The 26,826-nt window shown below is 28.3% G+C and carries 28 protein-coding genes and 2 tRNA genes; 5 read left to right on the forward strand and 25 right to left on the reverse strand.

The genetic code is table 11. From position 1 onward, the window contains the following. Window positions 1-120 precede the first annotated feature (120 nt). The 3 genes from KHQ81_06635 to KHQ81_06645 form a co-directional block, all read right to left on the reverse strand. Window positions 121-1,488, reverse strand: coding sequence for an amino acid permease (locus KHQ81_06635; protein QVK19359.1), 1,368 nt, complete (start codon window positions 1,486-1,488; stop codon window positions 121-123). 708 nt (window positions 1,489-2,196) lie between these two features. Then, the gene (locus KHQ81_06640) at window positions 2,197-4,485 is read right to left on the reverse strand and encodes an ABC transporter permease (GenBank protein QVK19360.1); all 2,289 of its coding nucleotides are present in this window, start codon (window positions 4,483-4,485) and stop codon (window positions 2,197-2,199) included. Next, a complete protein-coding gene (locus KHQ81_06645) occupies window positions 4,482-5,156 on the reverse strand; it encodes an ABC transporter ATP-binding protein (protein QVK19361.1) in 675 nt (224 codons plus the stop codon). Before KHQ81_06645 ends, KHQ81_06640 begins: the two co-directional genes overlap by 4 nt. A gap of 346 nt (window positions 5,157-5,502) precedes the next feature. Here KHQ81_06645 and KHQ81_06650 point away from each other — a divergent pair, with 346 nt between their 5' ends. After that, window positions 5,503-6,684, forward strand: a complete 1,182-nt coding sequence (locus tag KHQ81_06650) for an IS110 family transposase (GenBank protein QVK19362.1) — start codon at window positions 5,503-5,505, stop codon at window positions 6,682-6,684. A gap of 184 nt (window positions 6,685-6,868) precedes the next feature. On the opposite strand, the gene KHQ81_06655 is transcribed toward KHQ81_06650, so the two are convergent. From KHQ81_06655 to KHQ81_06670, 4 genes are all read right to left on the reverse strand, one after another. Next, window positions 6,869-7,849 (reverse strand): HAMP domain-containing histidine kinase, encoded by a 981-nt coding sequence (locus KHQ81_06655; GenBank protein QVK19363.1) that lies wholly within the window; start codon window positions 7,847-7,849, stop codon window positions 6,869-6,871. Next, on the reverse strand, window positions 7,830-8,501 hold the full coding sequence (locus KHQ81_06660) for a response regulator transcription factor (protein ID QVK19364.1): 672 nt from the start codon (window positions 8,499-8,501) through the stop codon (window positions 7,830-7,832). Before KHQ81_06660 ends, KHQ81_06655 begins: the two co-directional genes overlap by 20 nt. Window positions 8,502-8,893: 392 nt before the next feature. Continuing rightward, window positions 8,894-8,978: transfer RNA gene (locus KHQ81_06665), tRNA-Leu, on the reverse strand. 12 nt (window positions 8,979-8,990) lie between these two features. Then, window positions 8,991-9,066: transfer RNA gene (locus KHQ81_06670), tRNA-Val, on the reverse strand. A gap of 126 nt (window positions 9,067-9,192) precedes the next feature. Between KHQ81_06670 and KHQ81_06675 the strand changes: the two genes are divergently transcribed. Beyond that, entirely contained in the window at window positions 9,193-9,330 is a 138-nt protein-coding gene (locus KHQ81_06675) for a hypothetical protein (GenBank protein QVK19365.1), read from the forward strand. A 31-nt stretch (window positions 9,331-9,361) separates the two neighbouring features. On the opposite strand, the gene KHQ81_06680 is transcribed toward KHQ81_06675, so the two are convergent. Together KHQ81_06680 and tkt are read right to left on the reverse strand one after the other, a co-directional pair. After that, entirely contained in the window at window positions 9,362-9,619 is a 258-nt protein-coding gene (locus tag KHQ81_06680) for a YneF family protein (GenBank protein ID QVK19366.1), read from the reverse strand. A gap of 61 nt (window positions 9,620-9,680) precedes the next feature. Then, window positions 9,681-11,657, reverse strand: a complete 1,977-nt coding sequence (gene tkt, locus KHQ81_06685; protein ID QVK19367.1) for a transketolase — start codon at window positions 11,655-11,657, stop codon at window positions 9,681-9,683. Between the two features lie 152 nt (window positions 11,658-11,809). On the opposite strand from tkt, the gene KHQ81_06690 reads away from it, so the two are divergent. Further along, complete coding sequence (locus KHQ81_06690) at window positions 11,810-11,977, forward strand: 4Fe-4S binding protein (GenBank protein QVK19368.1); 168 nt, start codon at window positions 11,810-11,812, stop codon at window positions 11,975-11,977. 111 nt (window positions 11,978-12,088) lie between these two features. Next, complete coding sequence (gene lexA, locus KHQ81_06695; protein QVK19369.1) at window positions 12,089-12,694, forward strand: transcriptional repressor LexA; 606 nt, start codon at window positions 12,089-12,091, stop codon at window positions 12,692-12,694. 18 nt (window positions 12,695-12,712) lie between these two features. Here the strand turns inward: lexA and KHQ81_06700 are convergent, their stop codons facing one another. The 4 genes from KHQ81_06700 to gpr form a co-directional block, all read right to left on the reverse strand. Further along, window positions 12,713-13,543 carry an AAA family ATPase gene (locus KHQ81_06700; protein QVK19370.1) on the reverse strand — a complete coding sequence of 277 codons (831 nt, stop codon included), beginning with the start codon at window positions 13,541-13,543 and terminating at the stop codon, window positions 12,713-12,715. Window positions 13,544-13,671: 128 nt separating this feature from the next. Continuing rightward, complete coding sequence (lepA, locus tag KHQ81_06705) at window positions 13,672-15,501, reverse strand: translation elongation factor 4 (protein QVK19371.1); 1,830 nt, start codon at window positions 15,499-15,501, stop codon at window positions 13,672-13,674. A gap of 116 nt (window positions 15,502-15,617) precedes the next feature. Then, window positions 15,618-15,944, reverse strand: coding sequence for a hypothetical protein (locus tag KHQ81_06710; protein QVK19372.1), 327 nt, complete (start codon window positions 15,942-15,944; stop codon window positions 15,618-15,620). Between the two features lie 351 nt (window positions 15,945-16,295). Next, the gene (gpr, locus tag KHQ81_06715; protein QVK19373.1) at window positions 16,296-17,360 is read right to left on the reverse strand and encodes a GPR endopeptidase; all 1,065 of its coding nucleotides are present in this window, start codon (window positions 17,358-17,360) and stop codon (window positions 16,296-16,298) included. Window positions 17,361-17,471: 111 nt separating this feature from the next. Here gpr and rpsT point away from each other — a divergent pair, with 111 nt between their 5' ends. Beyond that, window positions 17,472-17,735, forward strand: coding sequence for a 30S ribosomal protein S20 (gene rpsT, locus KHQ81_06720; protein QVK19582.1), 264 nt, complete (start codon window positions 17,472-17,474; stop codon window positions 17,733-17,735). Window positions 17,736-17,824: 89 nt separating this feature from the next. Here rpsT and holA read toward each other — a convergent pair whose 3' ends face one another. The 12 genes from holA to KHQ81_06780 form a co-directional block, all read right to left on the reverse strand. Further along, entirely contained in the window at window positions 17,825-18,781 is a 957-nt protein-coding gene (gene holA / locus KHQ81_06725) for a DNA polymerase III subunit delta (protein ID QVK19374.1), read from the reverse strand. 15 nt (window positions 18,782-18,796) lie between these two features. Then, a complete protein-coding gene (locus tag KHQ81_06730) occupies window positions 18,797-18,970 on the reverse strand; it encodes a hypothetical protein (protein QVK19666.1) in 174 nt (57 codons plus the stop codon). Between the two features lie 154 nt (window positions 18,971-19,124). Beyond that, window positions 19,125-21,311: a DNA internalization-related competence protein ComEC/Rec2 gene (locus KHQ81_06735; GenBank protein ID QVK19375.1), complete on the reverse strand. Its 2,187-nt coding sequence runs from the start codon at window positions 21,309-21,311 to the stop codon at window positions 19,125-19,127. Further along, window positions 21,280-21,810, reverse strand: coding sequence for a ComEA family DNA-binding protein (locus KHQ81_06740; GenBank protein QVK19376.1), 531 nt, complete (start codon window positions 21,808-21,810; stop codon window positions 21,280-21,282). The genes KHQ81_06735 and KHQ81_06740 overlap by 32 nt, the downstream gene beginning before the upstream one ends. A gap of 57 nt (window positions 21,811-21,867) precedes the next feature. After that, a complete protein-coding gene (locus KHQ81_06745; GenBank protein ID QVK19377.1) occupies window positions 21,868-22,341 on the reverse strand; it encodes a hypothetical protein in 474 nt (157 codons plus the stop codon). 70 nt (window positions 22,342-22,411) lie between these two features. After that, on the reverse strand, window positions 22,412-23,146 hold the full coding sequence (locus KHQ81_06750; protein ID QVK19378.1) for a class I SAM-dependent methyltransferase: 735 nt from the start codon (window positions 23,144-23,146) through the stop codon (window positions 22,412-22,414). Window positions 23,147-23,155: 9 nt separating this feature from the next. Further along, window positions 23,156-23,500 carry a ribosome silencing factor gene (gene rsfS, locus KHQ81_06755; protein QVK19379.1) on the reverse strand — a complete coding sequence of 115 codons (345 nt, stop codon included), beginning with the start codon at window positions 23,498-23,500 and terminating at the stop codon, window positions 23,156-23,158. Beyond that, complete coding sequence (gene yqeK, locus KHQ81_06760) at window positions 23,466-24,077, reverse strand: bis(5'-nucleosyl)-tetraphosphatase (symmetrical) YqeK (GenBank protein ID QVK19380.1); 612 nt, start codon at window positions 24,075-24,077, stop codon at window positions 23,466-23,468. Before yqeK ends, rsfS begins: the two co-directional genes overlap by 35 nt. 1 nt (window position 24,078) lies before the next feature. After that, the gene (gene yhbY / locus KHQ81_06765; GenBank protein ID QVK19381.1) at window positions 24,079-24,378 is read right to left on the reverse strand and encodes a ribosome assembly RNA-binding protein YhbY; all 300 of its coding nucleotides are present in this window, start codon (window positions 24,376-24,378) and stop codon (window positions 24,079-24,081) included. Window position 24,379: 1 nt separating this feature from the next. Then, window positions 24,380-25,147, reverse strand: coding sequence for a shikimate dehydrogenase (gene aroE / locus KHQ81_06770; protein ID QVK19382.1), 768 nt, complete (start codon window positions 25,145-25,147; stop codon window positions 24,380-24,382). A gap of 9 nt (window positions 25,148-25,156) precedes the next feature. After that, entirely contained in the window at window positions 25,157-26,269 is a 1,113-nt protein-coding gene (gene yqeH, locus KHQ81_06775; protein ID QVK19583.1) for a ribosome biogenesis GTPase YqeH, read from the reverse strand. Then, window positions 26,266-26,763, reverse strand: a complete 498-nt coding sequence (locus tag KHQ81_06780; protein QVK19383.1) for a YqeG family HAD IIIA-type phosphatase — start codon at window positions 26,761-26,763, stop codon at window positions 26,266-26,268. The genes yqeH and KHQ81_06780 overlap by 4 nt, the downstream gene beginning before the upstream one ends. Window positions 26,764-26,826: the final 63 nt, after the last annotated feature.

A 26,826-nucleotide genomic window follows, 5' to 3' on the forward strand; every position in this document is an offset into this window, starting at 1 on the left:
TTTATTGCTTTACCATCATCATTTGAAAAAAAATCCAAAGAATAGACTAATGTCTAACTTTGGATTTTATTTCATCATATAAATATATATTTTCAATAAACTATAATAATAATTTAGATTTTATATTTCCTCTACATTATTTTTTCTATAGAAAAATATCCCTATTAGCATTCCTACAACTGAAATAGTTACATCAATTACAGCACTCTCCTTCGATAAACCTCCATAAACTATTATAAACGAACCAATAAGTGCGAATGTAGGGAATATGAACCTTTTTACAAATCCTAGATTTTTAAATGTTACCATAACCCATATATAAATAAACATATATGCAAAGTATATTAATACTATTGGTAATTCTGATATATCAATAAATTTTCCATTCCACCATCCTTCAAAACTTCCACACCAAACAAGTAAAAACGTTAAAGCAAAGACTAAGCCATACATCACAGAACCTAAAGGCATGTTGGTACGCTTATTAACTTTCGAAAGAAATTTAGGAAATGGTCCTTGACCACGGACCGCAAGTGAATATGGAGTTCTTATAGAAGCTATAGCTAAACCATTTAAGGTACCTAAACAAGAGATAATCACAAAAATAGTAAGAATAGTACCACCAAATTTACCAAAAAGAATATTAGCAGCAATAGATACAGCACCATGTCCTTCAGCTATTATTGTACTAGTAGGTAATATACTAGCTATACCAATAAAATATATTACATAAACAATAAATACTATTATCGTTCCTAATGCTAAAGCTTTTGGTAAATTCTTTTTAGAATCAATTATTTCATCATTAATTGTAGTTGCAACAATCCATCCTTCATAAGCAAATGCAGTTGCTACTACTGCAGTTGTAAATGATCCTATTGAATTAGAAAATGATTTCCCTGCTTCAACAAAATTTTCAACAACCACACCGTTTATTAGTCCATAGAAAGTTCCGACTATCGCAATCAAAACAAGAGGTATTAATTTTATAACTGTAGTAGAGACTTGAATAAATCCTGCTAATTTTGGACCAATGAAATTTATTATAAATGCTACTGTTATATATACTACAGCAATTAACCAATGTTCTATACTATTAACAATTTCATCAGCTGATCTCGTATTTCCATAAATTAATAGAACAGTGTACATAGAACTTACCCATCCTAAAACGGCAGTAAGTGGGAAATAATAAAGTAACCCTTTAAACCAACCCATCATATATCCAGCTAATTTACCATAAGCTTCTTCTGTATAATCAACAATACCATTAACTTTTTCAATTCTATTTGCAACTTCTGCAAAAACCAGTGCTCCAAAGATCATCGCAAAAGCTCCTACAATCCATGCTAATAAACTTAATAATAGATTGCCACCAGATCTTTCTAGTACATCAGGAGCCTTAAAAAACACACCAGACCCTATTACTATACCAACAACCATAGCAACGGCTGTCCAAAAACCATATTTCTTTTTAAGTGTATCCATTTTCTCATCTCCTTGTAAAAAGTATATTTACTATCATATAATAATGGTTTGTCAACAGCAATAACTTTATTTATGAAAACGTTATAAATTAAATAGAAAAATATGTTAATTTTTAAAGATGAAATGTTTATTTCATAAAAAAATACACTCATTTGTACCTAGAGTATTTTTGGGTGTACTTTTCCCCTTTGCTGAGTGCATTATTTACCATACTTGTATTTGCTGGTGGAGATTCCTATGTACCTGAACATTAAAAAAAACCCCATTTTACAGGACTTTTGATAAAATGTACAATTGTACTACATTTTGAGTTCTAATATGTATCGGCACTACAATTATAAGATATATTCACAGGTCTTACAAATTTTTTAAAAGAGTAAACAAATACGGACCATGATTTAGCTTGTGAAATAATTATTGCTTTTTTCTTATACAATTGCAAGGTGTTTGACTATGAAACTAATTTTTGCTACTCTTTTAGTGAACCTGAAGCCAAAACAAATTTTTTTATGAAATTTATATCTTCATTTTCCAAATTAGATATCCAAATCGACAAACAATCCATGCTAACACCCTCTTTCTTAAAGTTGATTTTAATTTTTTCTTTAATAAAATTATTAAAACCTTTAATATTGTTAAAGTCAAGGGTTAATCTTATCAAAAAAACAGGCTACCGAAGTAACCTGCTAACTCTAATCTATTCATTCTTTATGTTTTAAGCGCATCGGAAATTGAATCATTAGCAATTGATTTATATGCTTTATAAGTCACTACCGAAATTAGTAATAACATCAAAGGTACAGACAATATTGACAACTCTTGAAAATTCCAGAAAAAATGAGTATTTTCTTTCATTAAAGAAAGTGTTACTGTTTTTCCTACAAAATATCCTAAAGGAACTCCAATTACTGTACTTGCTAAAACATAAAAGATATTTTCATACATTATAAACTTAAACAATTGCTTATCTGTAGTTCCAATACATCTATATAATGCAATTGTTTTCTTCCTTGTTATTATTGAAGTAAATAAATTGTTTATTATTACTGTTAAACTTAACAATGATATAACAGTTATAAATGCATAAAACCCAAACATTATTAGATACAATTCTTTTTTTACTTCAACTTTTGTTTCATTCACAGTCGAAACATCGATGTCCTTATACTTACTTTTTAGTGATTCTGCTAATTTATCAATTGATCCATTTGTTTTGACTGTAATAGCAACTATATCACCTTCTTGACTTATTGTTTTTGTGGAAGTTATCGCTACAAACTGTTCTTCCTGATGTTCGTAAAAATTAAACATACTATTAAAACTGTGAAATACATTATCTACATTCATCTGAGTTCCATCCACAATTAGTGGAATTTTATCTTGCTTAAAGACTTTCTTTACACCATCTTTTAAGTAGACTAAATCCCTAATAACAATTTGATTTTTATCTAAATCATATCTTTCTATTGCTTCAGTTTTAAAATAATCATCTATAATAAACATATCAATTACTACGTTTCCGTCAACATCACGTGTAATCACATCTTTTACATTTTTATCTTTAATGTTGTTTTCAATATATTCATTTGGAATTTTAATTTTAGTTCTATTTAAAATACCTATTTTTTCAATAAAATCATTAGATTTCATATCATCTAATAATTCTTCCGAAATACTTCCTGTAACTAACAAATCACCAACATGGAGTCTTTCTGATAAAACATCTGCACTCATACTATTAAAGAAACTAGAAAAACCTATAAATAAAGCTATTGAAATTGAAATTAACACTATTGAAAGTATTGTCCTAAGTTTATTATTCACCAAATTAAGATACGATAAATTAACAATTGGATTTTTAAATAACCTGGTTTTATTTTTAGTAATCTTCTTACTTCCAGCAAAATTAGTTGATTCAACTAATGCAACTTTAGTGCTTTTTCTAAAGGCAATAACCACTGACCATCTAATACTTGCATAAACAACTAGTAAGCTAAATAAGAGTCCTATTAATGCTAACTTCAACACATCATCAAGTAAAAATATCTTTATGTTTAATTGTGCTAAAAATGAATTACCTTTCATTTTGGACTGAATCAAAATAAATAGAGCACAAATTAAAGTACTTAAAACCGTTCCAAATCCAACACCTTTTAAGTAAAAATCACCAATTTCCTTATAGAAAATACTTTTTAACTGTTTCTTTGTTGCTCCAACTGATTTTAATAAACCTATGGTTCTTATTCTTTCATATAATGAGTTACTATAAATACTTGTAATTGATGCAACCGCTAATATTACAACCATTACTCCCACAACAAGAAAACCAATCAATGATTCACCTGTAACAGCTAAATTAGATGTAGTACCTAAAGAATAAACATCATAATCAATTAATTTTGCAATCGCAAACATATTTTCCTCATTAGATCTAGTTAACTCAATTAAAATATTAACTCTATCACTAGTATAAAATTCGCTATTTACATAAATGTTACATCTTTCAATTTCAGGAAATTTAGAATCAGTTATAACACCAGTGATTTCCATTTGTTTTATCCCAGTTTCAGTAATTATTTCAATAGTATCTCCTAAACTGTAATCATATTTTTCTAAAAACTTATTATTAACAATAATTTCGTTTTCAGTTGGAAAACTACCTATCTTCATATCTCTATGAAAGGCATCTAGGTATTCGCTATTTATTGCTTCTACTCTTTCTTTTTCAAAAGAGCCAATAACACTAATTTCACTATAATTTTTAGTCAAATCACTGTTTTTCACTATATCACTATCTGATTTATCAAGGTTAAAAAACTCAATATCAAACTTACCATAATATATATCATCATACTTATAGTGATCACTTAACATTGATATCATAAGAAATAAACCAACAATCATCATCGTAATAGCTAAAGAGATAACGGATACAATTAGTCTACCTCTTACTTTATTATGTTCAGAGTATCTTTTTCCTAATTTCTTTGTGATCATGATGTTACCTCAATTAAAACGCCATCTTTCATTTTAAATAGTCTGTCACTTAACTGGCTAATTTCTTCACTATGTGTAATTAAAATCAAAGTTGCTCCAAATTTCAAAACACATTCTTTTAATAAGTGCATCACTTCATCACTATTTGAACTATCTAAATTCCCTGTTGGTTCATCAGCCAAAATAATCGATGGATTTGATGCAACTGCTCTAGCAATTGCTACACGTTGTTGTTGACCACCTGATAAGGCACTTGGCAAATGATTAACTCTATCTTCTAACCTTAAAGCTTTGATAATTTCATTAATACTTTTTTTATCTACTGTTCTTCCATCCAGTTCAATAGGCAACACAATATTTTCCCAAACATTTAATAACGGTACAAGATTGTATTGTTGGAATACATACCCTATTTTTCTTCTACGAAAAATTGTTTTTTTATTTTCTGATAAATTAGTTATATTTTCACCATCAATAATAATATCTCCCTTTGTTTCTTTGTCTACACAACCAATTAAATTTAGAAGTGTTGATTTTCCTGAACCACTCTCACCTACAACAGTAATGAATTCACCTTTATTAACTGTGAACGATACATTATCTACTGCTTTAACTTGAGTATTGTTCTCACCATAATACTTGCATAAATTATTTACTTTTAAAATTTCCATATAATCACCTCGTATAATATAGATATTAATTAAATTAAAACAAATTATAATTTTTCTATAGTTAATCAACCTTATTTAATACATTGATTTTAGTATGAATGGATTAAAAATGGTTGTTTAGCTAACAATCATTTGAGATAATATTCTCGTATAAGATAGAGGTTATATTAACTCACCTGAGACTTAGATCTCGTAATTGAGACTGATACCTCTACTTTATGAGATATTACGAATGAGCTGGATGATGAATAGTTTTACTATTTCATCGATTATCGAACGAGGATGTAACTTATAAAGTAAAGAGGAATGCTCTATCTATAAAATTTAATGAAATTAGGTGGTACTTATGTATTATGTAGGTACTGATATAGGTAAAAGATATCATGAAGCATCAATTGTTGATCATTTAAGTAATCAAGTTAGTAATAAATCATTAAAGTTCCCTAATTCACATACCGGCGGAAATAAACTTATTGAATTTATAAGATTTCATACCAACGATAGTACTGATGTAATTATTGGTATTGAATCAACAGGTCATTATTGGTTAGCACTTCATTCATTTTTGAAAAATTATAATTATTCAATAAACGTTATAAATCCAATACAAACCGATACATTCCGAAATTTCAATATTCGTAAGACAAAGAATGATTCAATAGATTCAGTTCTTATCGCTCAAACCGTTAGATTTGGTAATTTTAAAGAAACTAAATTAGCTGATGAAAAAATCATTGCCTTAAAGAACTTAACTCGCTTTAGATTTGAATTAGTTGATACTATCTCTGATTATAAACGCAAAGTAATTGCCTTATTAGATCAAGTATTTCCAGAATATGAGAAACTTTTCTCAGACATGTTTGGAGTAACTTCTAAACAATTATTGCTTGATTTAACCACCCCAGAAGAATTTTTGAATATAGATATTAAAACATTAACAGACAAGCTCTATTCACTAAGTAGAGGTAGATTAGGTGTTGATAAAGCCTTAAAGATTAAAGATTTCGCTTCAAATTCATTTGGAATTAAATACGCTGTAGACTCATTTACTTTCCAAATAAGATCTTTGGTGGACCAAATAAATCATATGGAAGAAAAGTTGAAAGAATTAGAAGAATATATATCTTCAATCTATAATGAACTTGATTGTCATCTTCACACTATACCAGGAATAGGACAAATTTTAGGAGCATCTATTCTTAGTGAAATAGGAGATATTAATAGATATAATAGTGCTTCCCAAATTGTAGCTTTTGCTGGCATAGACCCTTCTGTCATTCAGTCTGGACAGTTCACAGGAACCAAGAATAGAATGTCTAAACGAAGTTCTCCATACCTGAGAAGAGCTATTTGGTTGGGAGCTACTATGTCATCATTACATGATCCATTAATGTCTAAATATTACAACCAGAAACGTCAAGAAGGTAAAGCACATGGTACCGCAATTGGAGCATGCACAAGAAAACTTACACATATTATTTATGCAGTACTTAGAGATAACACAGCATATATACCTGTTGAAAACTAATATTTCTTTAAATTAAATATTACATTAATTAGATATAAACATATTATTGAAAATATTTGTGAAAATTTTAACAATAATAAAGTATTACTTTTTTAATTGTATTCTCTTGACATTATATAGCTGGTCTCAACTATAGGTTACAGTATTAATCTTTCAATAAGGTTTCAATAACATTACAGTATTGTCATTTTTCATAAAAAATAACTTCAAATGCAGATCCTTTACCTACTTCTGAACTTACCTTGATTGTTCCACCATGCAATCTCATAATCTGCTTTGCAAGATATAACCCAACACCCACACCTTCTGTTTCGTTATCTATTTTATAGAATCGATTAAAAATTTTAGATAAATGTTCTCTATTTATTCCCTTTCCTTCATCAGTAATAATTATTCGTTTATCAAGTGGTGTTACTTTAGTCGAAATAGTAACTGTAGTATTACATTCCGAATACTTTATTGCATTATCTAAAATATTCGTTAACGTTTCATGCAGCCATTTTTTGTCACCATCCATAGCAAAATCATTTACTATCTCACCATATAATTCAATATCTTTTTCAAGATATTTTGTATAAACTGATTCTATAGACTTCCTAATTAATTCTGAAGCTTTAACTCCAGTAAATTTTAGGTTAATCATACCGCATTCAAGTTTGGAAATATCAAACAAAAAATAACTAAGCCATTGTAGACGACTTAACTCATTCTTCATTAATTGATTAACTTCTTTTCTTTTTGATTCATCATTGTCTAACATTAACTCATTCAGAACTTGAAGAGAACCAATTGGAGTCTTCACTTGGTGAGATATTTCAGTAATTAATTTTACAATATTTTCTTTCTCTAATTTTGATTGTTCATACATAAACAAATTACGCTTATGTAAATTATTGATTTGATTTGAGATACTTCCTATTATTCCTTCTTCATAGATCTCACTTTCATTATTTCCATTAATGTTTTCCTCAACATTTTTAGAAATAATTTCCAGCCGTTTTCCAATATGATTTATCGTTAGATATAGAATTAAAATATTAACTGTAGAAGTCATAATCAAAACTACAAAATGTTGTACGTGGAAGAACAATAATAAAAATAATATGTTAACTGTTATCATTGAAAAGAAACAAATATATATTTTTTTATCTTTTAGCATTTTCATCCCCATTCCTCATGAACACGTATCCAAGACCTCTAATTGTTTTAATTTTGTCATCACCAATTTTTTCTCTTAATCTTCTTATATTAACACTCACGGTATTGTCATTTACATATTTACCATCACTATCCCATATTTCAGCTAAAATTTGCTCTCTTGATACTACTTTACTTGCATTCCTAATTAGATATTTAAGTAACTTATATTCAGTCGATGAAAGAATGATTTCATTGTTATTTACAAAAACTTTCATTGAATCGTTATTTATTGTAAGGTTACCAATGGTTATGATTTTAATTTCATTATTTTTATAAAATATTTTGTTTATTCGAGCTATCAATTCACTTACGTAAAATGGTTTAGTAATATAGTCATATGCACCAATATTCAATCCTGTAACTACATTCATTTCATCGTCTAAAGCACTTAAAAATATTACTGGAACTCCATAAACTTTATATAATTCATGCAATTCAAACCCATTGCCATCTGGAAGCATAATATCAAAAACAGCAAGATCTACTTGTTCTGTAAATAATGATTTAGCCTCTTTTACCGAAGATGCTTTAATCACACTAAATCCATTATTTATTAACGCTTTCTCTATTGCATATCTATATGAGTAATCATCTTCTACTAAAAATATTTTTTTCATTTAATCACCTATCCTTGTCTTGTTAGTTGACCTTACATTAATTTTATTAACTTACTTTACAATACTTATTATACAATACTTTAACCGAATAAAAGTGACAATTTTGTAATATTAATAATGCACCCATAAATGGTGATTTGGGTGCATCACTTTTGCTCTTGGGTGCATTTTCACTTGCTTGGGTGCATAAAAATATTTTTGGGTGCATTTTGAAGTCGTTGGGTGCAAACTTTTTATTTTGGGTGCAACTTTTAACGTTTCCCATTAATTGGGTGCACATTTCGCCTGTGTGGGCTTGTTTTGGAATAAACCTATTGCACCTAAAAAAAAAAGCCCTTTGTTTAAGACTTTCTTGTAAAAAGTTAAATTGTATTAACTTGTATGTACTTTTTTGGTGCGAACGGGGGGACTTGAACCCCCACGGTATATACCACATGCCCCTCAAGCATGCGCGTCTACCAATTCCGCCACGTCCGCAAAATAAAAAAATGGTGGAGATTGACGGGCTCGAACCGCCGACCCTCTGCTTGTAAGGCAGATGCTCTCCCAACTGAGCTAAACCTCCATTCATCTTATACAATTAGTATTATAACTATTTTATTAAAATTGTCAATAGAATTCTATTATTTTACGGTTAAATAGTAATTTATGACTCATGATATAAGTAAGGAATAATTTAGGAGGTATATAGTTGATTACTAAGATATTAATAACCCTTGGTATTATATTTATATTGTTTATTTTACTATGTATTTATTCTTGTTTTATTATGAGTGGTCGAATCAGTGAAGCAGAAAGAAGAGCTGAAATAAATAATAAAAATAGTTAAAAAGCTGCATCAATTGATGCAGCCTCTTTTCTTACTTCTTCTTTTCTTTTTTTGCTGATTTAAATTCATATTGTGAATTAATATTTTTCATTACTTGACGCACTTGTTTTTCAGATGGTGTTCTTCCCATTTGAGCCATCATTGTACGTACAATATCCTCTGTTATAGGCGGATTATCTTTTAAGTATTTCATCATATATTTTCTTGCGATAAAGAAACCTAATAAGATCCCTACAACAATCGTTAATACTATGATTAATACAAATAGCCAAATTTGAAATTGTAACATATTGTATATCCTCCTTTATATCATAACTAATAATACTTTATTTTTAATTAAAAATCAATATTTACATTAAACTTTTAAATTGTTTTACCACATTTGGAACTGTAAATCCAAATTTTTCTAAAACTTCATTTGCTTTTCCTGAAGCACCAAATGTTTCTACTCCTAAAACTTTACCATCTAATCCTACATATTTATGCCAACCAAATGGTGTTGCCATTTCTACTGCTAAACGACGTCTAATTTTTTTAGGAAGTATTTGTTCTTTATATAAATCATCTTGAGCATCGAATAATTCCATCGATACAACACTTACCACTCGAACAAAGATATTCTCTTTTTCAAGTTCTTTTTGTGCTTCAATCGCTAAATTAACTTCAGAACCAGATGCTAATATAATACCATCCATCTTATCTTGATTTGCTTCACTAACGACATAAGCACCTTTTTTAACATCTTCATAAACATTTTCAGACACAGTCTCAACATTTTGTCTTGTTAAAACAAAAGCGACTGGTTTATCTTTTGTATTTAAAGCTAAATGATAGCAAGCAGCTGTTTCATTTCCATCACATGGACGTAATACTAACATGTTAGGAATTGATCGTAACATAGCTAATTGTTCTACTGGTTCATGCGTTGGTCCATCTTCTCCAACAGCGATACTATCATGTGTTAAGATATACATAACAGGTAATTTCATTAACGCTGCCATTCTAATTGCAGGTTTAAAGTAATCACTAAATACAAAGAATGTAGAACAAAATACTTTTAATCCACCATGTAAGGCAATCCCATTACAAATGGTTGCCATCGCAAATTCTCTTACTCCAAAGAAGATATTTCTTCCAGTATAATGACCCGGTGCAAAAGCTTCTTCACCCTTAATAATTGCTTTAGTTGATGCTGTTAAATCCGCTGCTCCACCTACTAAATTAGGAATAACTTTAGCTGCTTCATTTAAACATTCATGACTATAATTACGTGTAGCATTTGAATGACCTAATTCATATTTAGGTAAAACTTCAGTTAAATTAACATCTAACTCATTATTCATACACTTTAAAAATTCTTGATAGTCATTATGATATTGTGCTTCATATAATCTTAAATTCTTTTCCCATTCGTTAAACGCTTCAGTACCACGGTTAACAACAGTTTCATTAAAATGTTCATAAACTTCATTAGGAACTTCAAATGGTTTATAATCCCATTTGTAAACATCCTTTGCAGCTCGTCCACTTTCTTCACCTAGTGGTGAACCATGAACTTTATTTGTTCCTTGATTTTTAGCACCATATCCTATCACAGTTTTGATTTCAATAATAGATGGCTTATCTATATTACTTTTAGCACTTTCTATCGCAAGATTTATGGAACTTAAATCATTCCCATCTTCAACTAAATCATAATGCCAACCCATCGCTTCATATTTAGCTTTAATATCTTCATTAAATGATTGTTCTTTCTTTCCATCTAAAGTAATATTATTTGAATCATATAGTACTACTAATTTGCCTAATTTCATATGACCAGCTAAAGAAACTGCTTCATTGGTGACACCTTCCATTAAATCGCCATCACCACAAATGACATAAGTATAATGATCGACTAATGTGATATCTTTTTTATTAAACTTTTCAGAAAAAAACTTTTCAGCTATTGCCATCCCTATTCCCATAGGGATCCCTTGTCCTAATGGACCACTAGTTGCATCCACTCCTGGTGTATGTCTAAATTCAGGGTGACCTGGAGTTAAACTATCTAATTGACGAAATTGTTTTAAATCATCAATTGTTACATCATATCCACTTAAATGTAACATGGCATATTGTAACATAGACCCATGCCCTGCTGCTAAAACAAAACGATCACGATTAAACCATAATGGATCTTTTGAATATACTTCAAGATGCTTTGTCCAAAGCGTGTAAGCCATTGGTGCTGCGCCTAAGACAATACCTGGGTGTCCACTATTTGCTTTATTAATAGCGTCAATACCTAAAACCCTAATTGAATTAATAGATAAATCACTTATCATCGAAAAACCTCCATTAATAGATTACTTTAAAAATTATATAACACTTTAATCCAATTTTAAACAAAATTTACAAATTTTTTTATATGAATTCTTTATTTTATAATATTTTATGGTAAAATAGAGTCGATAGATTCGAAAAGGAGGAGTACGTAATGCCAAGAAAAATTACTGACAATTGTATCGCTTGCGGTTCTTGTGCTGCAGTTTGTCCTGTTGATTGTATATCAGAAGGAGATATCTACGTAATTGATGAGGACGTTTGTATCGACTGTGGTGCTTGCCAAGACGAGTGTCCTACAGATGCTATTGTTGAAGCATAAATTTTCTATAAATAACTTCTGCTAGTAATTAGTAGAAGTTATTTTTTTTGTTAAACAAACGTTTGCTTTTTGTAATTATTTTTTATATAATAGAAACAAGAGGTGATGATCATGAAAACAATATCTCCAAAACAGCAAGAAATTTTAAATTTTATTGATGAATTCATTACAGATAGAGGATATCCACCGACCGTTCGTGAAATTGGAAAAGCTGTGCATTTATCTTCAAGCGCTTCAGTTCATTCACAACTCAATAAATTAGAAGCCAAAGGTTATATTAAAAAGGATGCAACAACATCTAGAGCGATTAATATTGTTAAAGAAGATAAAAATCAATTTATTTCAATTCCTATGGTAGGTTTAGTCACAGCTGGTAATCCCATTGAAGCAATAGAAAATGTAACTGATTATTTTCCTGTTCCAAGTAATTTAATTAAAGGAAATGAAGTTGTATTTGGTTTAGAAATTTCTGGTAATAGTATGAAAAACGCTGGCATTTTAGACCATGACAAAGTTATTATACGTAAAACTGATGTTGCTAGTAATGGTGAAATTGTCGTTGCTTTAACTAATAATAATGAAGCTACAGTAAAAAGGTTTTATAAAGAAAAAGATCATTTTCGCTTACAACCAGAAAACGATGATTTTGAGCCAATTATTTTAAACGATGTTAAAATAATTGGCAAAGTGATTGGTGTTTTTAGAGACTTGAGCTAATAATAATTAGCTCTTTTTTTATACAAAATCATCTTCATCTAGAAACATCATATTTTGAGTACTTCTACTTAAAAATACTTTCATATCATGTTGTCTTATAATACTTTCAATTAAATTACGAATAAATCGACCATTATACTTTAATAGTGGACTATTTTGTGACCCTAACTTATTTAAGTAATTATTAAATCTTTTATCAAATCCCTTACTATATTCATAACCATTCATTTTTATTGTGTATCTAAATATTTGTTTTAATTCATTCATATCATAGTCTTCGAAAAATAATTTAATTGGAAATCGTGAATTTAATCCTTTATTATTATGCAACATAACTTCAATTTTTTCTTTATAACCTGCTAAAATTACAATAAAATCTTCATGATGGTCTTCGACGAATTTTAAAATAATATCAATTGCTTCATTCCCGAAATCTTTGTAATCCTCATTATATAAACTATAGGCTTCGTCAATAAAAAGTACACCACCTTTTGCTTCTTCTAATATTCCTTTTGTTTTTATCGTCGTTTGTCCAATATATTCACCAATTAAATCACTACGATCAATTTCAACCAAATGTCCTTTACTTAAATACTGGATGTCTTTAAACATTTCAGCCACTTTTCGTGCAATTGTTGTTTTTCCTGTTCCAGGATTTCCATAAAAAATCATATTTAAAGCTTGTTTTTTTACCAGCATATTATGATTCTCTTTAATTTTATTCACTTCGTTTAATGCATATATCGCAAATAATTCTTTAATAATATTATCTAATCCAATGATGCCTTGAAAATATTTTTCCTTAAATTTTTTATATTCATAATGATTTGTGATTTCATAAAGATTCATATTATCACACTCACAATACATTATATGCATAAATATAAAAGTTTCTATAAATAATTAATCCAGATAAAAAACTTACTGTAAAACATATTTCTTTAACAAAAAAAACCTCAATTGAGGTTTTTTAGTTTTTATTCATCAACAGTTAATACAGCCATGAAAGCTTCTTGTGGTATTTCAACACTACCCACTGCTTTCATTCTTTTTTTACCTTCTTTTTGCTTTTCAAGTAACTTTTTCTTTCTTGAAATGTCTCCACCATAACACTTAGCTAAAACATTTTTTCTTAATGATTTAATATTCGTTCTAGCGATGACTTTACCGTTAATGGCTGCTTGAATAGGTACTTCAAATTGTTGTCTAGGGATAATCCCTTTTAATTTACTACAAATGACTCTTCCTCTATCATAGGCAAAATCACGATGAACAATTATACTTAAAGCATCAATAATATCATGATTTAACATGACATCCATTTTAACTAGATTAGATGCTTGATATCCATTTAACTCATAATCTAAAGAGGCATAGCCTTTTGTATTTGATTTTAATTTATCAAAGAAATCATAAACAATTTCAGCTAGGGGAATATCATAATGAATGTTCACACGATTTTCTTCAATATATTTCATATCAATGAAGGTTCCCCGTTTTCTTTGACATAACTCCATAATTGGACCTACATAATCACTAGGACTAATAATTGTTGCTCTTACATATGGTTCTTTAATTTGTTTAACTTTCTGAATTTCAGGCATATGAGCTGGATTCTCTAAAGTTATAAATGAACCATCGGTCATCTCTATTTCATATATAACAGATGGCGCAGTTGCGATTAGGTCTAAATCAAACTCACGTTCTAATCGCTCTTGAATAATGTCCATATGTAGTAATCCTAAAAATCCGGTTCTAAAACCAAAACCTAATGCTTGTGAAGTTTCTGGTTCATAAATAAGTGATGAATCAGATAATTGAAGTTTTTCTAAAGCATCTCTAAGGTCATTGTATCTAGCAGCGTCTACTGGATATAAACCACAATAAACCATAGGATTTAATTTTCTATATCCTGGAAGTGGTTCACTCGCAGGATTAGTCATGCTTGTAATAGTATCTCCAACATGAATATCTTTAATCGATTTTATCGATGCGGTAATAAAACCAACATCTCCAACGGTTAAATAATCTCTTTGATCTTCTTTTGGTGTATAGACCCCTACTTCGTTTATTTCATAGGTAGCCCCTGTTGACATTAATTTAATACGATCACCTTTTTTAATCGTTCCACTAACGACACGAATTGTTGGAATAACACCACGATAAGACTCAAAAAAAGAATCGAAAATGAGTGCTTGTAATGGCGCTTCAGGGTCTCCAACAGGTGCTGGGACATTATTAACGATATTTTCTAGTATTTCTTCAATTCCTGTTCCTAATTTTGCACTTCCCATGACTGCTTCACTAGCATCAAGCCCAATGACATCTTCAATTTCATGTTTAACGCGCTCAGTATCAGCACTTGGTAAATCAATTTTATTTAAAAATGTCAGTATCTCTAAGTCATTATCTAAGGCTAAATAAACATTAGCAAGGGTCTGGGCTTCTATTCCTTGTGAAGCGTCAACAACTAGAACAGCTCCTTCACAAGCTGCTAAAGAGCGGCTGACCTCATAGGTAAAATCGACATGTCCTGGAGTATCAATTAAATGAAAGATGTATTCTTCGCCATCTTTCGCTTTATATTTTAACTCAACAGCATTTAATTTTATAGTAATTCCTCTTTCACGTTCTAAATCCATTGAATCAAGCAATTGGTTCATCATATCTCTACTTTCAACTGTATGCGTTGATTCAAGTATTCTATCAGCTAAAGTGGATTTACCATGATCAATATGCGCTATGATTGAAAAATTACGTATCTTTTTTTGACGCTCTCTTAAATTATGATAGTTAATTTGATTCATAGTATCACTCCATTTCAAAGTCTAAGCAAATTTTACAATATTTACGACATTTTTTCAAATCTATTTGAACAAATAATGAAAAAAAAAGCCATAAAGTTTAGAAAAACTTATGGCTACTACATCCCAAATATAAATCGAAAAACATCATCACTTTTATCTAGAACTAAATCTAGACCCTTTTTAATAACATATTCGCCATCTTTGGCAAGTCCTGTAACTAGATTATGTTTAATTTTTGGAGATGAATTATCATTTATATCTGTATTATCACTAGGGTTAACTGGGGTAAAATCATTATTAGGAGTTGTTATTTCAGTCTCATAAGAATCGAGTGTGTCTTGTAAATTTTTAGATCGATTAGTATCTTGATAAGACACCCCCATTGATAAACCAACAAAAAATATAATCCCAATAATTGTATAGCGTAAGAATTTTTTTTCCATAGGTTCCTCCTATTTAAATAATGGATTGATATTATCAAAAAAACTTTTTAAATTATGAATGTCAACATTAAATATTAACTTAATAATTAGTAAAGCGATAAATTCTATTATATTATTTTCTGAATTCATATCATTTAAAAATAAGACCAATGATTGAAGTAATTTAATATTAATTAATCTTAAGTTAGCATAATTAATTAAATACCAAAATATTGATAGAGTTAATATGAATACGATAAATGTTTTAATATAAAGAATTTTTTTGCTTACAATAAATATCAAATCCCTTCATACTACAATTTCATTATCATTATAGTATGAAAGAGGAACAATTTATGTATAATTTAGTCGTCAATTTATATTTTTATGTAAAGCTAAATTAATACCCCTAGATACAATATGTGTTAAGTCTTTAATATTTGTATCAATCTCTTTTGTAGTTACCATATAATTAAGTCCTTGAGGCGTTAAAACTTCAAAAATTAATTGATGTTTTTCCTCATTGGTCATCATCCCTAACTCGCCAAATAAACTTTTTAATATATCTTCACTTGGAAGCTCAACTTTTGATAAATCCTTTTTACCACTCATATGAGCAGGAACTAAATTACCAGAAGGTCTTTTATGTTTCATCGAATAAGCAATATGTTTAATAATCATATCAATCGTATCATTTGTAATTGTTACAGCATCTACAACAGTCGGTATACCAACTGATATCACTGGAATTCCTAATGTATCTATACTAATTTCTTTTCGTTTATTTCCAACACCACTACCTGGACTAATTCCAGCATCTGATATTTGAATGGTTTTATTGACACGATTCAAAGCACGAGCAGCTAATGCATCAATAACAATCACAAATGCAGGTTTAACATCTTGAATAATCGCATTTACAATTTCCGCTGTTTCGATGCCTGTATTTCCCATAACACCAGGTGCTACTGCACAAACAGGTCGAAAACCATTATCAGAAATCTCTTCAGGATGAAGATCAAATATATGTTTTGTCACAAAAATATTTTCAATAACATTTGGTCCTAAAGAGTCAGGGGTAACATTATCATTCCCTAAACCAACAATTAATCCAAGTGCATCTTCTTTAATTTTATATTTTTGAAAAAATAAATCAATTTGAGTTGCGATTTGTTTTTGAATCTTCAGTAATGTTTCATGATCATTTTCTACAATCGCAGTCGTATCAATCGTAATATAAGTTCCACTCTTTTTCCCATAGATTTCTTCTTGTTCTTTTGTGATTAATACCTCAGAGATTTTCATCTCATCTACCATATATTCTTTTAATCTAAGATCATGGGGCTGCACTTGATCTTTCGTAGATTCTAAACTCTCAATTATCAAATCTGTTCTAATTGTTTTATGTTCCATATCATTCACCTCTAAAATATTCATTAATAATATTGAAAAGATTGCAAAAAATATACTTAATTACAAAATATTATTGAAATTTATTGAGTATTTTGATAAAATTGTATAGTCGTAACAAACTATGGAGGTGAAATGATGCCAATTATTAAATCACAAATTAAACGTACAAAAACAAACGAGAAACGCCGTTTACTTAACATTTCTTTTAAATCTTCTATGCGTTCAGCTTTAAAAGATGTTGAAACTGCAATTTCTAATAAAGATTTAGATCAAGCAAAAGCTGCTTATAGTATTGCTTGCAAAAAACTAGATAAAGCTGTTGCAAAAGGAATTGAACATAAAAATTATGCTTCAAGACAAAAATCTCGTTTAGCTAAACAAATAAATGGAATCGCTTAGTGTAAAACCTACTTCATAAGTAGGTTTTATTTTTTTATATACGATTCAATAAAAAAGTTACAATACCATAAAGTAATGTAACTTTCTCTTTACATATTTAATATTAATAATTCAAATCCTAAATATTTATCTATTCTACCTGTTTTAACCATACTATCATATTCACTTAAAGCATGAATATTTTTTATAATATCTTCTTCTTTGGTTCTTTGGGCGATTTGATACAGTTTTTTTAATTGATAAGGATGAATTTTCAATATATTTTTTAATTGATACTCTGTAAAAAATTTCTTTTGATATTGTTTTATAAGATATAAGTTATGAAAATTTTTCCCTAACACACTTGAAAATACAATCGGTTCTTCATTATTCATTAATAGTTGGTGATATATTTTAACTGATTGTTCAATTTTACGTTCAATAAAAAGATTTGTTAAACTAAAAATATTATTTTCTATTGGCTCACAGACTAATAATCTTATATCTTCTAGAGTAATTTCATTTTTATTTTCTAAATAAAAAGATAATTTATTTAATTCTGAATGTAGTTTTAAAGCATCACACTCTGTACGCATAATTAACTCATTTATCGCATCATGGGAAATTTGAACATTTAACTGTTTCATAGATTGACTTATTAGATTTCTCGCTTCTAATTCAGTTAAATTATCATAATTTAAGACTTCTGCTTTATCTAATAATAACTTATTTATTTTTTTCTTTTTATCTAATTTTATATCACTAGCATTAATTATTAGAATCGTAGATTCATTCGGATGTTCTATATAAGAAATTAAACGTTTAATATTATGCTCTAACTTACTTTTTTCAGAAGATAAAAAAATGGGATGATTCATGATAACTAATTTATGATCACTTAAAAAAGGTAGTGTTTCACAATCATTTAAGATTTCATCAATTGTCGTTTCTTCACAATCATATTTTACTAAACTAAGTTCACTTACCTGACTCTTTCCAATTAATTGTTTTATTTTAGCATCAATTTGAAATTTATTTACGCCCGTTAATAAATACAAATTACTCATGATAAACACCTACTTCTAAAAAATTACATAAAAAATAGTATAATAAATCACATATAACCAATTTAATAATCCATGAAAAATAGCCCAAGCGATATGATGATGTTCACCATAAGATATTACCATTGCTAAACAAGAACCAAACATGGTTCCATGTGAAAAAAATTGTGCACTCTTTTTTCTTCTTGCCAATTTAAATACATCTCCTTCCTAATATACTATCTATTTTAACTTAAATCATATAAAAGGTAAATGAAAAAGGACTTATTTAAATAAAATAAGCCCCTTTTCTGATTTATCTATATAAACATTAAACACGAAGTGTTTAATGACCGGAAAACATTTATTAAACATCTATATTATATGGTTGATACAATAATATCATTCTCTTTTTTTTAAGGTAGTATTTAACAGATATCGTTCCATTCCTATCAGTTCTGTAATATATAATCTTCTGTTCATCTAATAATGTGAGTAATTCATTTGAAGGATGATGATAATTATTTTTACCTACGGAAATCATTGCTTGCTTTATCATATGTGATTTTAAAAATTGTTGACTGGTTTGATACTTAGACCCATGATGACTTACCTTTAAAAAATCAATTGTTTTGCCTTTCAGTGGATATATTAAATCACTTGTAGCATCACCCATAAATAAGTAATTTTCCTCATTAAAAATCAAAAATAATACCAATGAATTATCATTAATAGTATTATTTTTTCTAACAGGATTTAAAATGTGGAATGATAAATTCCCGCACGTTACTTTATTATATGCTTTTAGTTTTAAGATGTTAATTTTTTTGGCTCTTGCATCTTTTTCAATCCTTGTTTGTAGTTCACTCGTATCATAGTAATTAAAGACAATTGTTTTTACTTTAAATTGATTGATTATCAAGTGATAATCATTTGCATGATCAATATCTGTATGGGTGATAAACAAAACATCTAATTGCCTTGTCTGAATCGATTTTAAGTAGTTTACAACATTTTCTCCTGGTTTATAATATAAACTACCACCTGTATCAATTAAAGCACTACAATGATTTATATTACTGTGAACAAAGATACTGTCTCCTTGACCAACATCAATAAATGTTACCTCATCTGTTAGTGACAATTGATAATAAAAAAGGATAACAATTATAAGTAGAGATGAAAATAGATAAGAAAATTGTCTTTTTTCTAACTTCTTCATTAATAAATAAAGCAAGAAATAATAGATGATATAACGAGAAACATTAAAACATCCTATATTTATGTCTAAATATGAGAATGATACAAATAGGTTAAGCATTTTTTCAAATAAATAGAAAAAATCCTGTAAGTAATATGAAAAAGGTTTAAAAATCAAGCAAATAATTGTCATCGGAAAAATAATCAAGGTATAATATAAACTTAATAATGGAGTTATTAGAAAAGATATAAAATTATACGAAAAATTAAAATTTGCGATAATTGGTAGTGAAAACAATTGCGCAATGATATTAACTTTAAATAAACTAATTATAAAATGCTTATAATTCATGAATATAGTATGACTTAAAAATAGAATTAGAGTAATCAAATACGACAAAATAAACCCAATATGATTAATAATAAAAGGGTTAATTATTAAATTAATACTTGCGATTAAACTTAATAAATGAATATTTTCTATTGGTAATTTAAATCGGTGCTTCATTTGTAAGCTAATAATTAGAATGACAGCTCGTAAAACTGATATTGAAAAATTATTTAATATTAAAAAAAAGATTAAACCAATCGAAATAATGATTTCACTTGTCTCTTTTGTTAACTTTAAATATTTAAACAAATATTTTAACATAACATATAAACAACCGATATGAAATCCACTTACAACAAATAAATGAGATATATTTAATGTCTGTGTTTTATCAGTAAAATCATCATCAAAAGCATGTTTATTACCAATAATAAAAGACAATAAATAATCACTAATTGGTAAATCTTGGTAATATATAATAATCTGATTGATCCATTTATAATGAATAGTTTCATTATGGCTAATTATTTTTATGTCATTAACCCTATTTTGATAAGCAATATGGGATGCTTTTAAAAATTTCGCGTAATTAAACTGATTAGGTACAGTATTATTTTTTACTAACTCTAATTCGTTACTCATTTTAACTACATCGCCAATTTTTAATTTTTCTTTTGTATCAGTTAAATAAACTAATATATTATTTTTCTCTGATTTACAAGAAAATTTGATATAATCTGGCTTGTACTCTGGAATAGTAGTTATCATACAAGATATAGTAGGTGTGTGTTTAATCTGATATAAGTTTATTGATTGATAATGATAAATCCAATAATAAATTCCCATAAATATGCTTATAAAAAGTAATAATTTAAATGACTTTTTTAATAAAAAACATAAATAGCCTATTATGAGAAACATAATAAGCACATTGTGATTATTTAAATACAACCCAACTAGTGATAAAGCAATCAAAAGATAAATACTATGATTAACAACATATATAATCTTTGATATTCTCATAAGTCTTATCTCCAATTCCAGTCACTAATTGAATTTCTTCAATTGATTTAAAATAACCATATTTATCTCTGAAATGTATGATTGCTTCTGCTTTCACTTCTCCTATCCCGTTTAATGACATTAGTAAGGCCAAATCCGCTGTATTAATATTTATTTTTCCATCTTCCATACTTTGATTGGGATTACTATTATCAATGGTTGGAATAGAAATTTTCATTTCATCACATAGCAAAATCGCTTGATTTACTGCATTTATATTTGCATCTTCTGTAAATCCACCGGCAAATTGAATCAATTGCCTTAATCTTGTTCCTATTTCTACTTCATAAACATCAGGATGATTAATTTCACCTGATATTTGAACAACTATTTTTTCTTGTTCAACAATACCTGTATCCTTTTTATCAAAAAACATATAAAAAGAAAAACTAATAGTTATTATATTTGTGATAATTAAAAAAATTAACCATTTGCTTTTTTTATCGATTTCATCAAACATAAAAATCCCTCCATCAGTATTTACACCTAATGAAGGGATTTTATTATCTAACTATAGTTATTTTTGACATTCAGAGCAATTTTCACAATTTCCACAATCTTCACAATTATCATCAATTAATTCATCATCAGAAAACTCAACATTATAATTTTGTCTTAGGTTTTCTTGATATTTCTTTTTCAATCCCCTAGCATTTACTTCACGTTGTAAACTAGCGTTATCAGGTTGACCTAATGAATACTCTTCATCATATGCTCGATTAGCACTAGTTTCAGTAGCACCTGTATCTGGGGATGAAAATGCACCAGCAACATTAGCGCCACGCGCTAATGGACTATCTTTCGCTGCGGCATTTGCTTCTTGACCAAATTCATAATCATATCTCGATTCATTTTCTTGACCGAATTCATAGTCGTAATCATCTTGGCCTAACTCATAATTATATTCATGCGTATTGGTTTTATTTGCTCTTCTATCTGCATTCGAACGAGTATTTAATTTGTTGTTTGATTTTGATCTGTTATCTTTCATAGCATCCTCCCTATTAGACAGTTTTGAGCGCTCACTAATAGTTTGTACCTAAAGAGATAACTTATGTTAGTCATTTTTTAGCAACTATAATTATTTTATCACAATTGGTTTCATTTTTTGAATTATCAAAATCATAAAGCATTTTTTCAATTTTAAAACCAACTTTTTCTAATATATTAACATAATCTGGTAAAGGAAAAATTACCTGATGATGAAATTCTTCTAATCGTTTATATAAATCATTCGTTTGTTTAATAAAGAAGATTAATTCATGATAGACAGAACTAAAGTTTTCTTCTCTTTCAACATATGAGTTCCATAAATAAGTATAATCATCCATCGTTTCATTATAACAATAACCATCAAACACTTGATGAACTTTATTAAGAGAATGAACATCAAAGATAAAATAGCCCTCATTTTTAATCGCTTTATAGATTCTTGTGAAGGTTTGAAGGATATCTTCATAGGTAGTTAAATAATTAATTGAATCTAAAAAACTAATGATAATATCATAAGCATTTTCAACCATGATATTTCTCATATCATCTTGATATAAATTCGTATGTAACTTTTTATCACTTAATTTTTGTTGCGTCACAAGTAACATTTCATCACTTAAATCAAGTCCATCAACTAAAAAACCTTCTTCAATTAAACGGGTGAGTACACTTCCTGTTCCACAACCCACATCTAAAATAATTTGATCTTTTTTAGCGTATTCTTTTACTAAATGAATATATTTTTCATAGGGCACATCTTCCATAAGAGAATCATAAAATTGATAAAAATGTTGATACGCCATAAAATCCCCCTATATTGACAAATCTTCTAATTTAATTCTTGGGACATCTCCCCAAATTTTTTCTAAACTATATTTAATTCTTTCATCATTTTGAAACACATGACAGACAATATCAAAACAATCAATTAAAACCCAAAGATTACCATCAGCACCTTCAATATGTTTTACTTGATAATTATTTTTTAGCACTTCTTCTTTAATTTTATGTACAATCGCATTAACTTGTCGATCGCTACGACCTGTACAGATTACCATATAATCAACAAGAGGCGATATATCTCTCATATCTAATATTTGTATGTCTAAAGCTTTTAAGTCGTCACATGCCTTTGTAATTGTTTCTAAAAGTGTCATAAACACTTACACCTACTTTCTTTAAAAAACTTTGGTATGTTGCTTCTGCGAGCGGATGAATATCTGGTTGATTTGATTTCTTTAAGTATTCAATTGTTTTATCACAAACTGCTAAGACACCTAAATCTAATGAGATTTTACTTAAAGATCTACAATATTCAACGCTTGGTTGTTTACGATTTTTTTCGGTATAGTCAGCAATATAAACAATTTTAGCGATATCATTCATCTCAGGATGTCCTGTAACATGATATTTAACCGCATTAATAATATCCATATCATCTATTTTTAATTCTTTTTGAATTAAATAAGCGCCTACTACACCATGATAAACAACCGGATTATAATTCAACATGTTAGGATCTAAATAATCACTAATAATCTTTTTCATCGAATCAAGCGATTCATTTTTTGCATAATCATGTAAAATTGCGCTTATTAGAGTTTTATATTCATTGATATGATACAGTTTTGCTAGTTCTTTTGCTTTTTCATATGTTCCTAAAACATGTTGAAATCTCAATTCATTTTTATTTTTAACAATTTCAAGTGCTTTTTCAATCGTCAGTTGCTTCATACTACGGTAGAACTATCTTACTTTCCTTATTTTCTTTCGTAGTAGGACGATAAAATATCAACTGATTTCCAATAATTTGCACTAAATCACTATCTGTTTTTTGACATAATTCTTCACCTAATGCTTCTTTAGGTTCCATACAATTTTGTAATACTGATACTTTAATCAGTTCATGAGTATCAATTGCATCAATAAATGTATGAATAAAATTATCTGTTAATCCAGATTTACCAATTTGCATAACTGGTTGTAAATTATGCGCTAAACTACGTAAATAACGTTTTTGTTTTCCTTTTAACATCTTAAATCCTTTCTAATGATTGATACATGGCTTCTACATTGGCTTTTTGATTAAACCATATTTCAAAACTTTTCGCTGCTTGATATATTAACATATCTAGTCCATTAATAGTTTTTGCATTTAACTTTTTCGCCATGTCTAAAAACAAACTTTTTGATTGGTAATTTATATCAATAAAACAAGCATTTTCTTTAATCTTTATCATTTCAATTGGCGATTCATATGACTTTACACCCACATTTGTACAGTTAACAACAATATCAAAACGTTCTAATTCTTTTGAAATATCTCTTATATCAATAACTTGATCTGTTATTTCATATGCCCTATTTTTCGTTCTGTTTGTCATAAATAGATGACAATTTGTATTTTCTTTAAAACAATAAAAAACTGCTTTCGCAGCACCACCTGCACCAATTATTAATACATTTTGATTGGGTTTTATGAGTTGATGTTTTATTAACAACATATAAAATCCAGATACATCGGTATTAAAGCCAAAAAATCTATTATTAACAACTTTCACACAATTAACTGCTTTTGTATTTTTAGCTGATTCACTTAATTCCTCACATATTAGCGCCATCTCTTCTTTATAAGGAATCGTTACATTAAAACCAGATAATTTTTTTAATTCCTCAACATCTAAGTTATCTACAGTTAATAACTTATAACTGGCATCTATATTTAAGGTTGAAAAATGATGTTGATGAAGAATAGGTGACATTGAATAGTTTATGTTTTGTCCAACAACAGCATAACTTTTCATATCCACCACCTAAAACAAAGAAGGACGAATATAAACCCCAACATTTTTAGGTGCCCAAACAATTATTTGAATATTCGGTTCATGGATACTAATAAAACCTAATCCTGAAATCACAACATCACATTTTTCACGTGGCGTTTTAAATTGATGTTTAACATAAGCTCCCATTGATTGATATTCAGAAACACTTGGTGGACTTAATAATTCACCAATATGTCTTTCAAATAAAGAATCTGCATTTTCTAACTTTGTTCGGTGTATTTTTATCCCATTATTAAAACAACAAACAAATGAGGTTTTTTTACCTTGAAAAAAATCAAACCTTGCTAAACCATCAAAAAATAACGTTTGTTTACTCTCTAATTGATATACTTTCGGTTTAATCTCTTTTTGAGGTAAAATATGTTTTAAATGTTTTTTATTTAAATAAAATGCATATTGATGGGAATTGATAATTCCTGGTGTATCAATGATATCATTGTCTTTATTTAAAGGAATCTCAATTAAACCAAGGGTTGTACCAGGAAATTGAGAAACAGTAATTAAATCATCTACTTTTTCTGTAAATCGTTTAATAATCGCATTAACTAGAGTCGACTTTCCAACATTAGTACAACCAATGATATAAACATCTCGTCCTTTACGATATTGTTCAATCATTTCTAATAAGTCATCAATACCATGTCCTTTTTGAGCACTGACTAAAGCAACATCAACCACTTTATAGCCATAATCTTTAATAATACGTCGCACCCAATTTTTTATTTTATGATCCTTAATTGATTTAGGTAAAATGTCTCTTTTATTTCCTACTAATAAAACCTCATTACTCCCAATAAAGCGATGAATGCTTGAAATAATACTTCCGGAAATATCAAATAAATCAACGACATTAACAACTAATGCATCACGATTTGCGATATCACTTAAGATTTTCACAAATTCATCATTACTTAAATCTACATCAGCTATTTCCCGATAATGTTTTAAACGAAAACATCTTTGACATAAAAGTTCATCAGTCTCTCGATTTAGAAGATTTTTTTTAATGAATCCAGGGTCTTTTTCATTATCTGTTTGAAGTATACTTCCGCATCCCATACATTTTATTTCATTCATTATTTTTCACCTTTAATCTTAAATTTCTTATATAAGACTTTTTCAATAAATCGATTAACTCGTGTTTTTAATTGTTCATTTTTATAGTTTATCACATCAACTAAAATAGTATAATAACCCATTCGATTTCCACCAACAATATCTGTTAAAACTTGATCACCTATAATCACTACCTCCTGGGTAGAAAATCCTAATGATAATTTTTTGTATCCTCTTTTAAAAGGTTTCATCGCATTAGAATGGTATGGAACATCTAATTTTTTCGCAAATAATTGAACTCTTTTTTCTTTGTTGTTAGAAATTATCATTAATTTCATCCCTAATTTTTCACATTTTTCTTTAAATTCAATTATTTCTTTAGTAGGTAGAAAAATGTCGTATCCAACGAGGGTATTGTCTAAATCTGTAAGAATTAATCGTTTTCCTGAATCATATAATTTTACTAAGTCAATATCATGGATTGTTTTATGATATTCATTTGGTATAAATAATTTCATGTTATCACCTGCTTCTAATTTCAAGAATAATATTTTAAAATAATATCCCATATCAAATTTTAA

Source organism: Mycoplasmatota bacterium (genome assembly GCA_018394295.1).
Taxonomy (GTDB): domain Bacteria; phylum Bacillota_I; class Bacilli_A; order Haloplasmatales; family Haloplasmataceae; genus JAENYC01.

Excerpts from the sequence above, each read along its gene's own strand:
- KHQ81_06635 (QVK19359.1), bottom strand. The coding sequence starts at position 1,488 with ATGGATACACTTAAAAAGAAATATGGTTTTTGGACAGCCGTTGCTATG.
- KHQ81_06640 (QVK19360.1), bottom strand. The coding sequence starts at position 4,485 with ATGATCACAAAGAAATTAGGAAAAAGATACTCTGAACATAATAAAGTA.
- KHQ81_06645 (QVK19361.1), bottom strand. The coding sequence starts at position 5,156 with ATGGAAATTTTAAAAGTAAATAATTTATGCAAGTATTATGGTGAGAAC.
- KHQ81_06650 (QVK19362.1), top strand. The coding sequence starts at position 5,503 with ATGTATTATGTAGGTACTGATATAGGTAAAAGATATCATGAAGCATCA.
- KHQ81_06655 (QVK19363.1), bottom strand. The coding sequence starts at position 7,849 with ATGAAAATGCTAAAAGATAAAAAAATATATATTTGTTTCTTTTCAATG.
- KHQ81_06660 (QVK19364.1), bottom strand. The coding sequence starts at position 8,501 with ATGAAAAAAATATTTTTAGTAGAAGATGATTACTCATATAGATATGCA.
- KHQ81_06680 (QVK19366.1), bottom strand. The coding sequence starts at position 9,619 with ATGTTACAATTTCAAATTTGGCTATTTGTATTAATCATAGTATTAACG.
- tkt (QVK19367.1), bottom strand. The coding sequence starts at position 11,657 with ATGATAAGTGATTTATCTATTAATTCAATTAGGGTTTTAGGTATTGAC.
- KHQ81_06690 (QVK19368.1), top strand. The coding sequence starts at position 11,810 with ATGCCAAGAAAAATTACTGACAATTGTATCGCTTGCGGTTCTTGTGCT.
- lexA (QVK19369.1), top strand. The coding sequence starts at position 12,089 with ATGAAAACAATATCTCCAAAACAGCAAGAAATTTTAAATTTTATTGAT.
- KHQ81_06700 (QVK19370.1), bottom strand. The coding sequence starts at position 13,543 with ATGAATCTTTATGAAATCACAAATCATTATGAATATAAAAAATTTAAG.
- lepA (QVK19371.1), bottom strand. The coding sequence starts at position 15,501 with ATGAATCAAATTAACTATCATAATTTAAGAGAGCGTCAAAAAAAGATA.
- KHQ81_06710 (QVK19372.1), bottom strand. The coding sequence starts at position 15,944 with ATGGAAAAAAAATTCTTACGCTATACAATTATTGGGATTATATTTTTT.
- gpr (QVK19373.1), bottom strand. The coding sequence starts at position 17,360 with ATGAATATTTTAGAGGTGAATGATATGGAACATAAAACAATTAGAACA.
- rpsT (QVK19582.1), top strand. The coding sequence starts at position 17,472 with ATGCCAATTATTAAATCACAAATTAAACGTACAAAAACAAACGAGAAA.
- holA (QVK19374.1), bottom strand. The coding sequence starts at position 18,781 with ATGAGTAATTTGTATTTATTAACGGGCGTAAATAAATTTCAAATTGAT.
- KHQ81_06735 (QVK19375.1), bottom strand. The coding sequence starts at position 21,311 with ATGAGAATATCAAAGATTATATATGTTGTTAATCATAGTATTTATCTT.
- KHQ81_06740 (QVK19376.1), bottom strand. The coding sequence starts at position 21,810 with ATGTTTGATGAAATCGATAAAAAAAGCAAATGGTTAATTTTTTTAATT.
- KHQ81_06745 (QVK19377.1), bottom strand. The coding sequence starts at position 22,341 with ATGAAAGATAACAGATCAAAATCAAACAACAAATTAAATACTCGTTCG.
- KHQ81_06750 (QVK19378.1), bottom strand. The coding sequence starts at position 23,146 with ATGGCGTATCAACATTTTTATCAATTTTATGATTCTCTTATGGAAGAT.
- rsfS (QVK19379.1), bottom strand. The coding sequence starts at position 23,500 with ATGACACTTTTAGAAACAATTACAAAGGCATGTGACGACTTAAAAGCT.
- yqeK (QVK19380.1), bottom strand. The coding sequence starts at position 24,077 with ATGAAGCAACTGACGATTGAAAAAGCACTTGAAATTGTTAAAAATAAA.
- yhbY (QVK19381.1), bottom strand. The coding sequence starts at position 24,378 with ATGTTAAAAGGAAAACAAAAACGTTATTTACGTAGTTTAGCGCATAAT.
- aroE (QVK19382.1), bottom strand. The coding sequence starts at position 25,147 with ATGAAAAGTTATGCTGTTGTTGGACAAAACATAAACTATTCAATGTCA.
- KHQ81_06780 (QVK19383.1), bottom strand. The coding sequence starts at position 26,763 with ATGAAATTATTTATACCAAATGAATATCATAAAACAATCCATGATATT.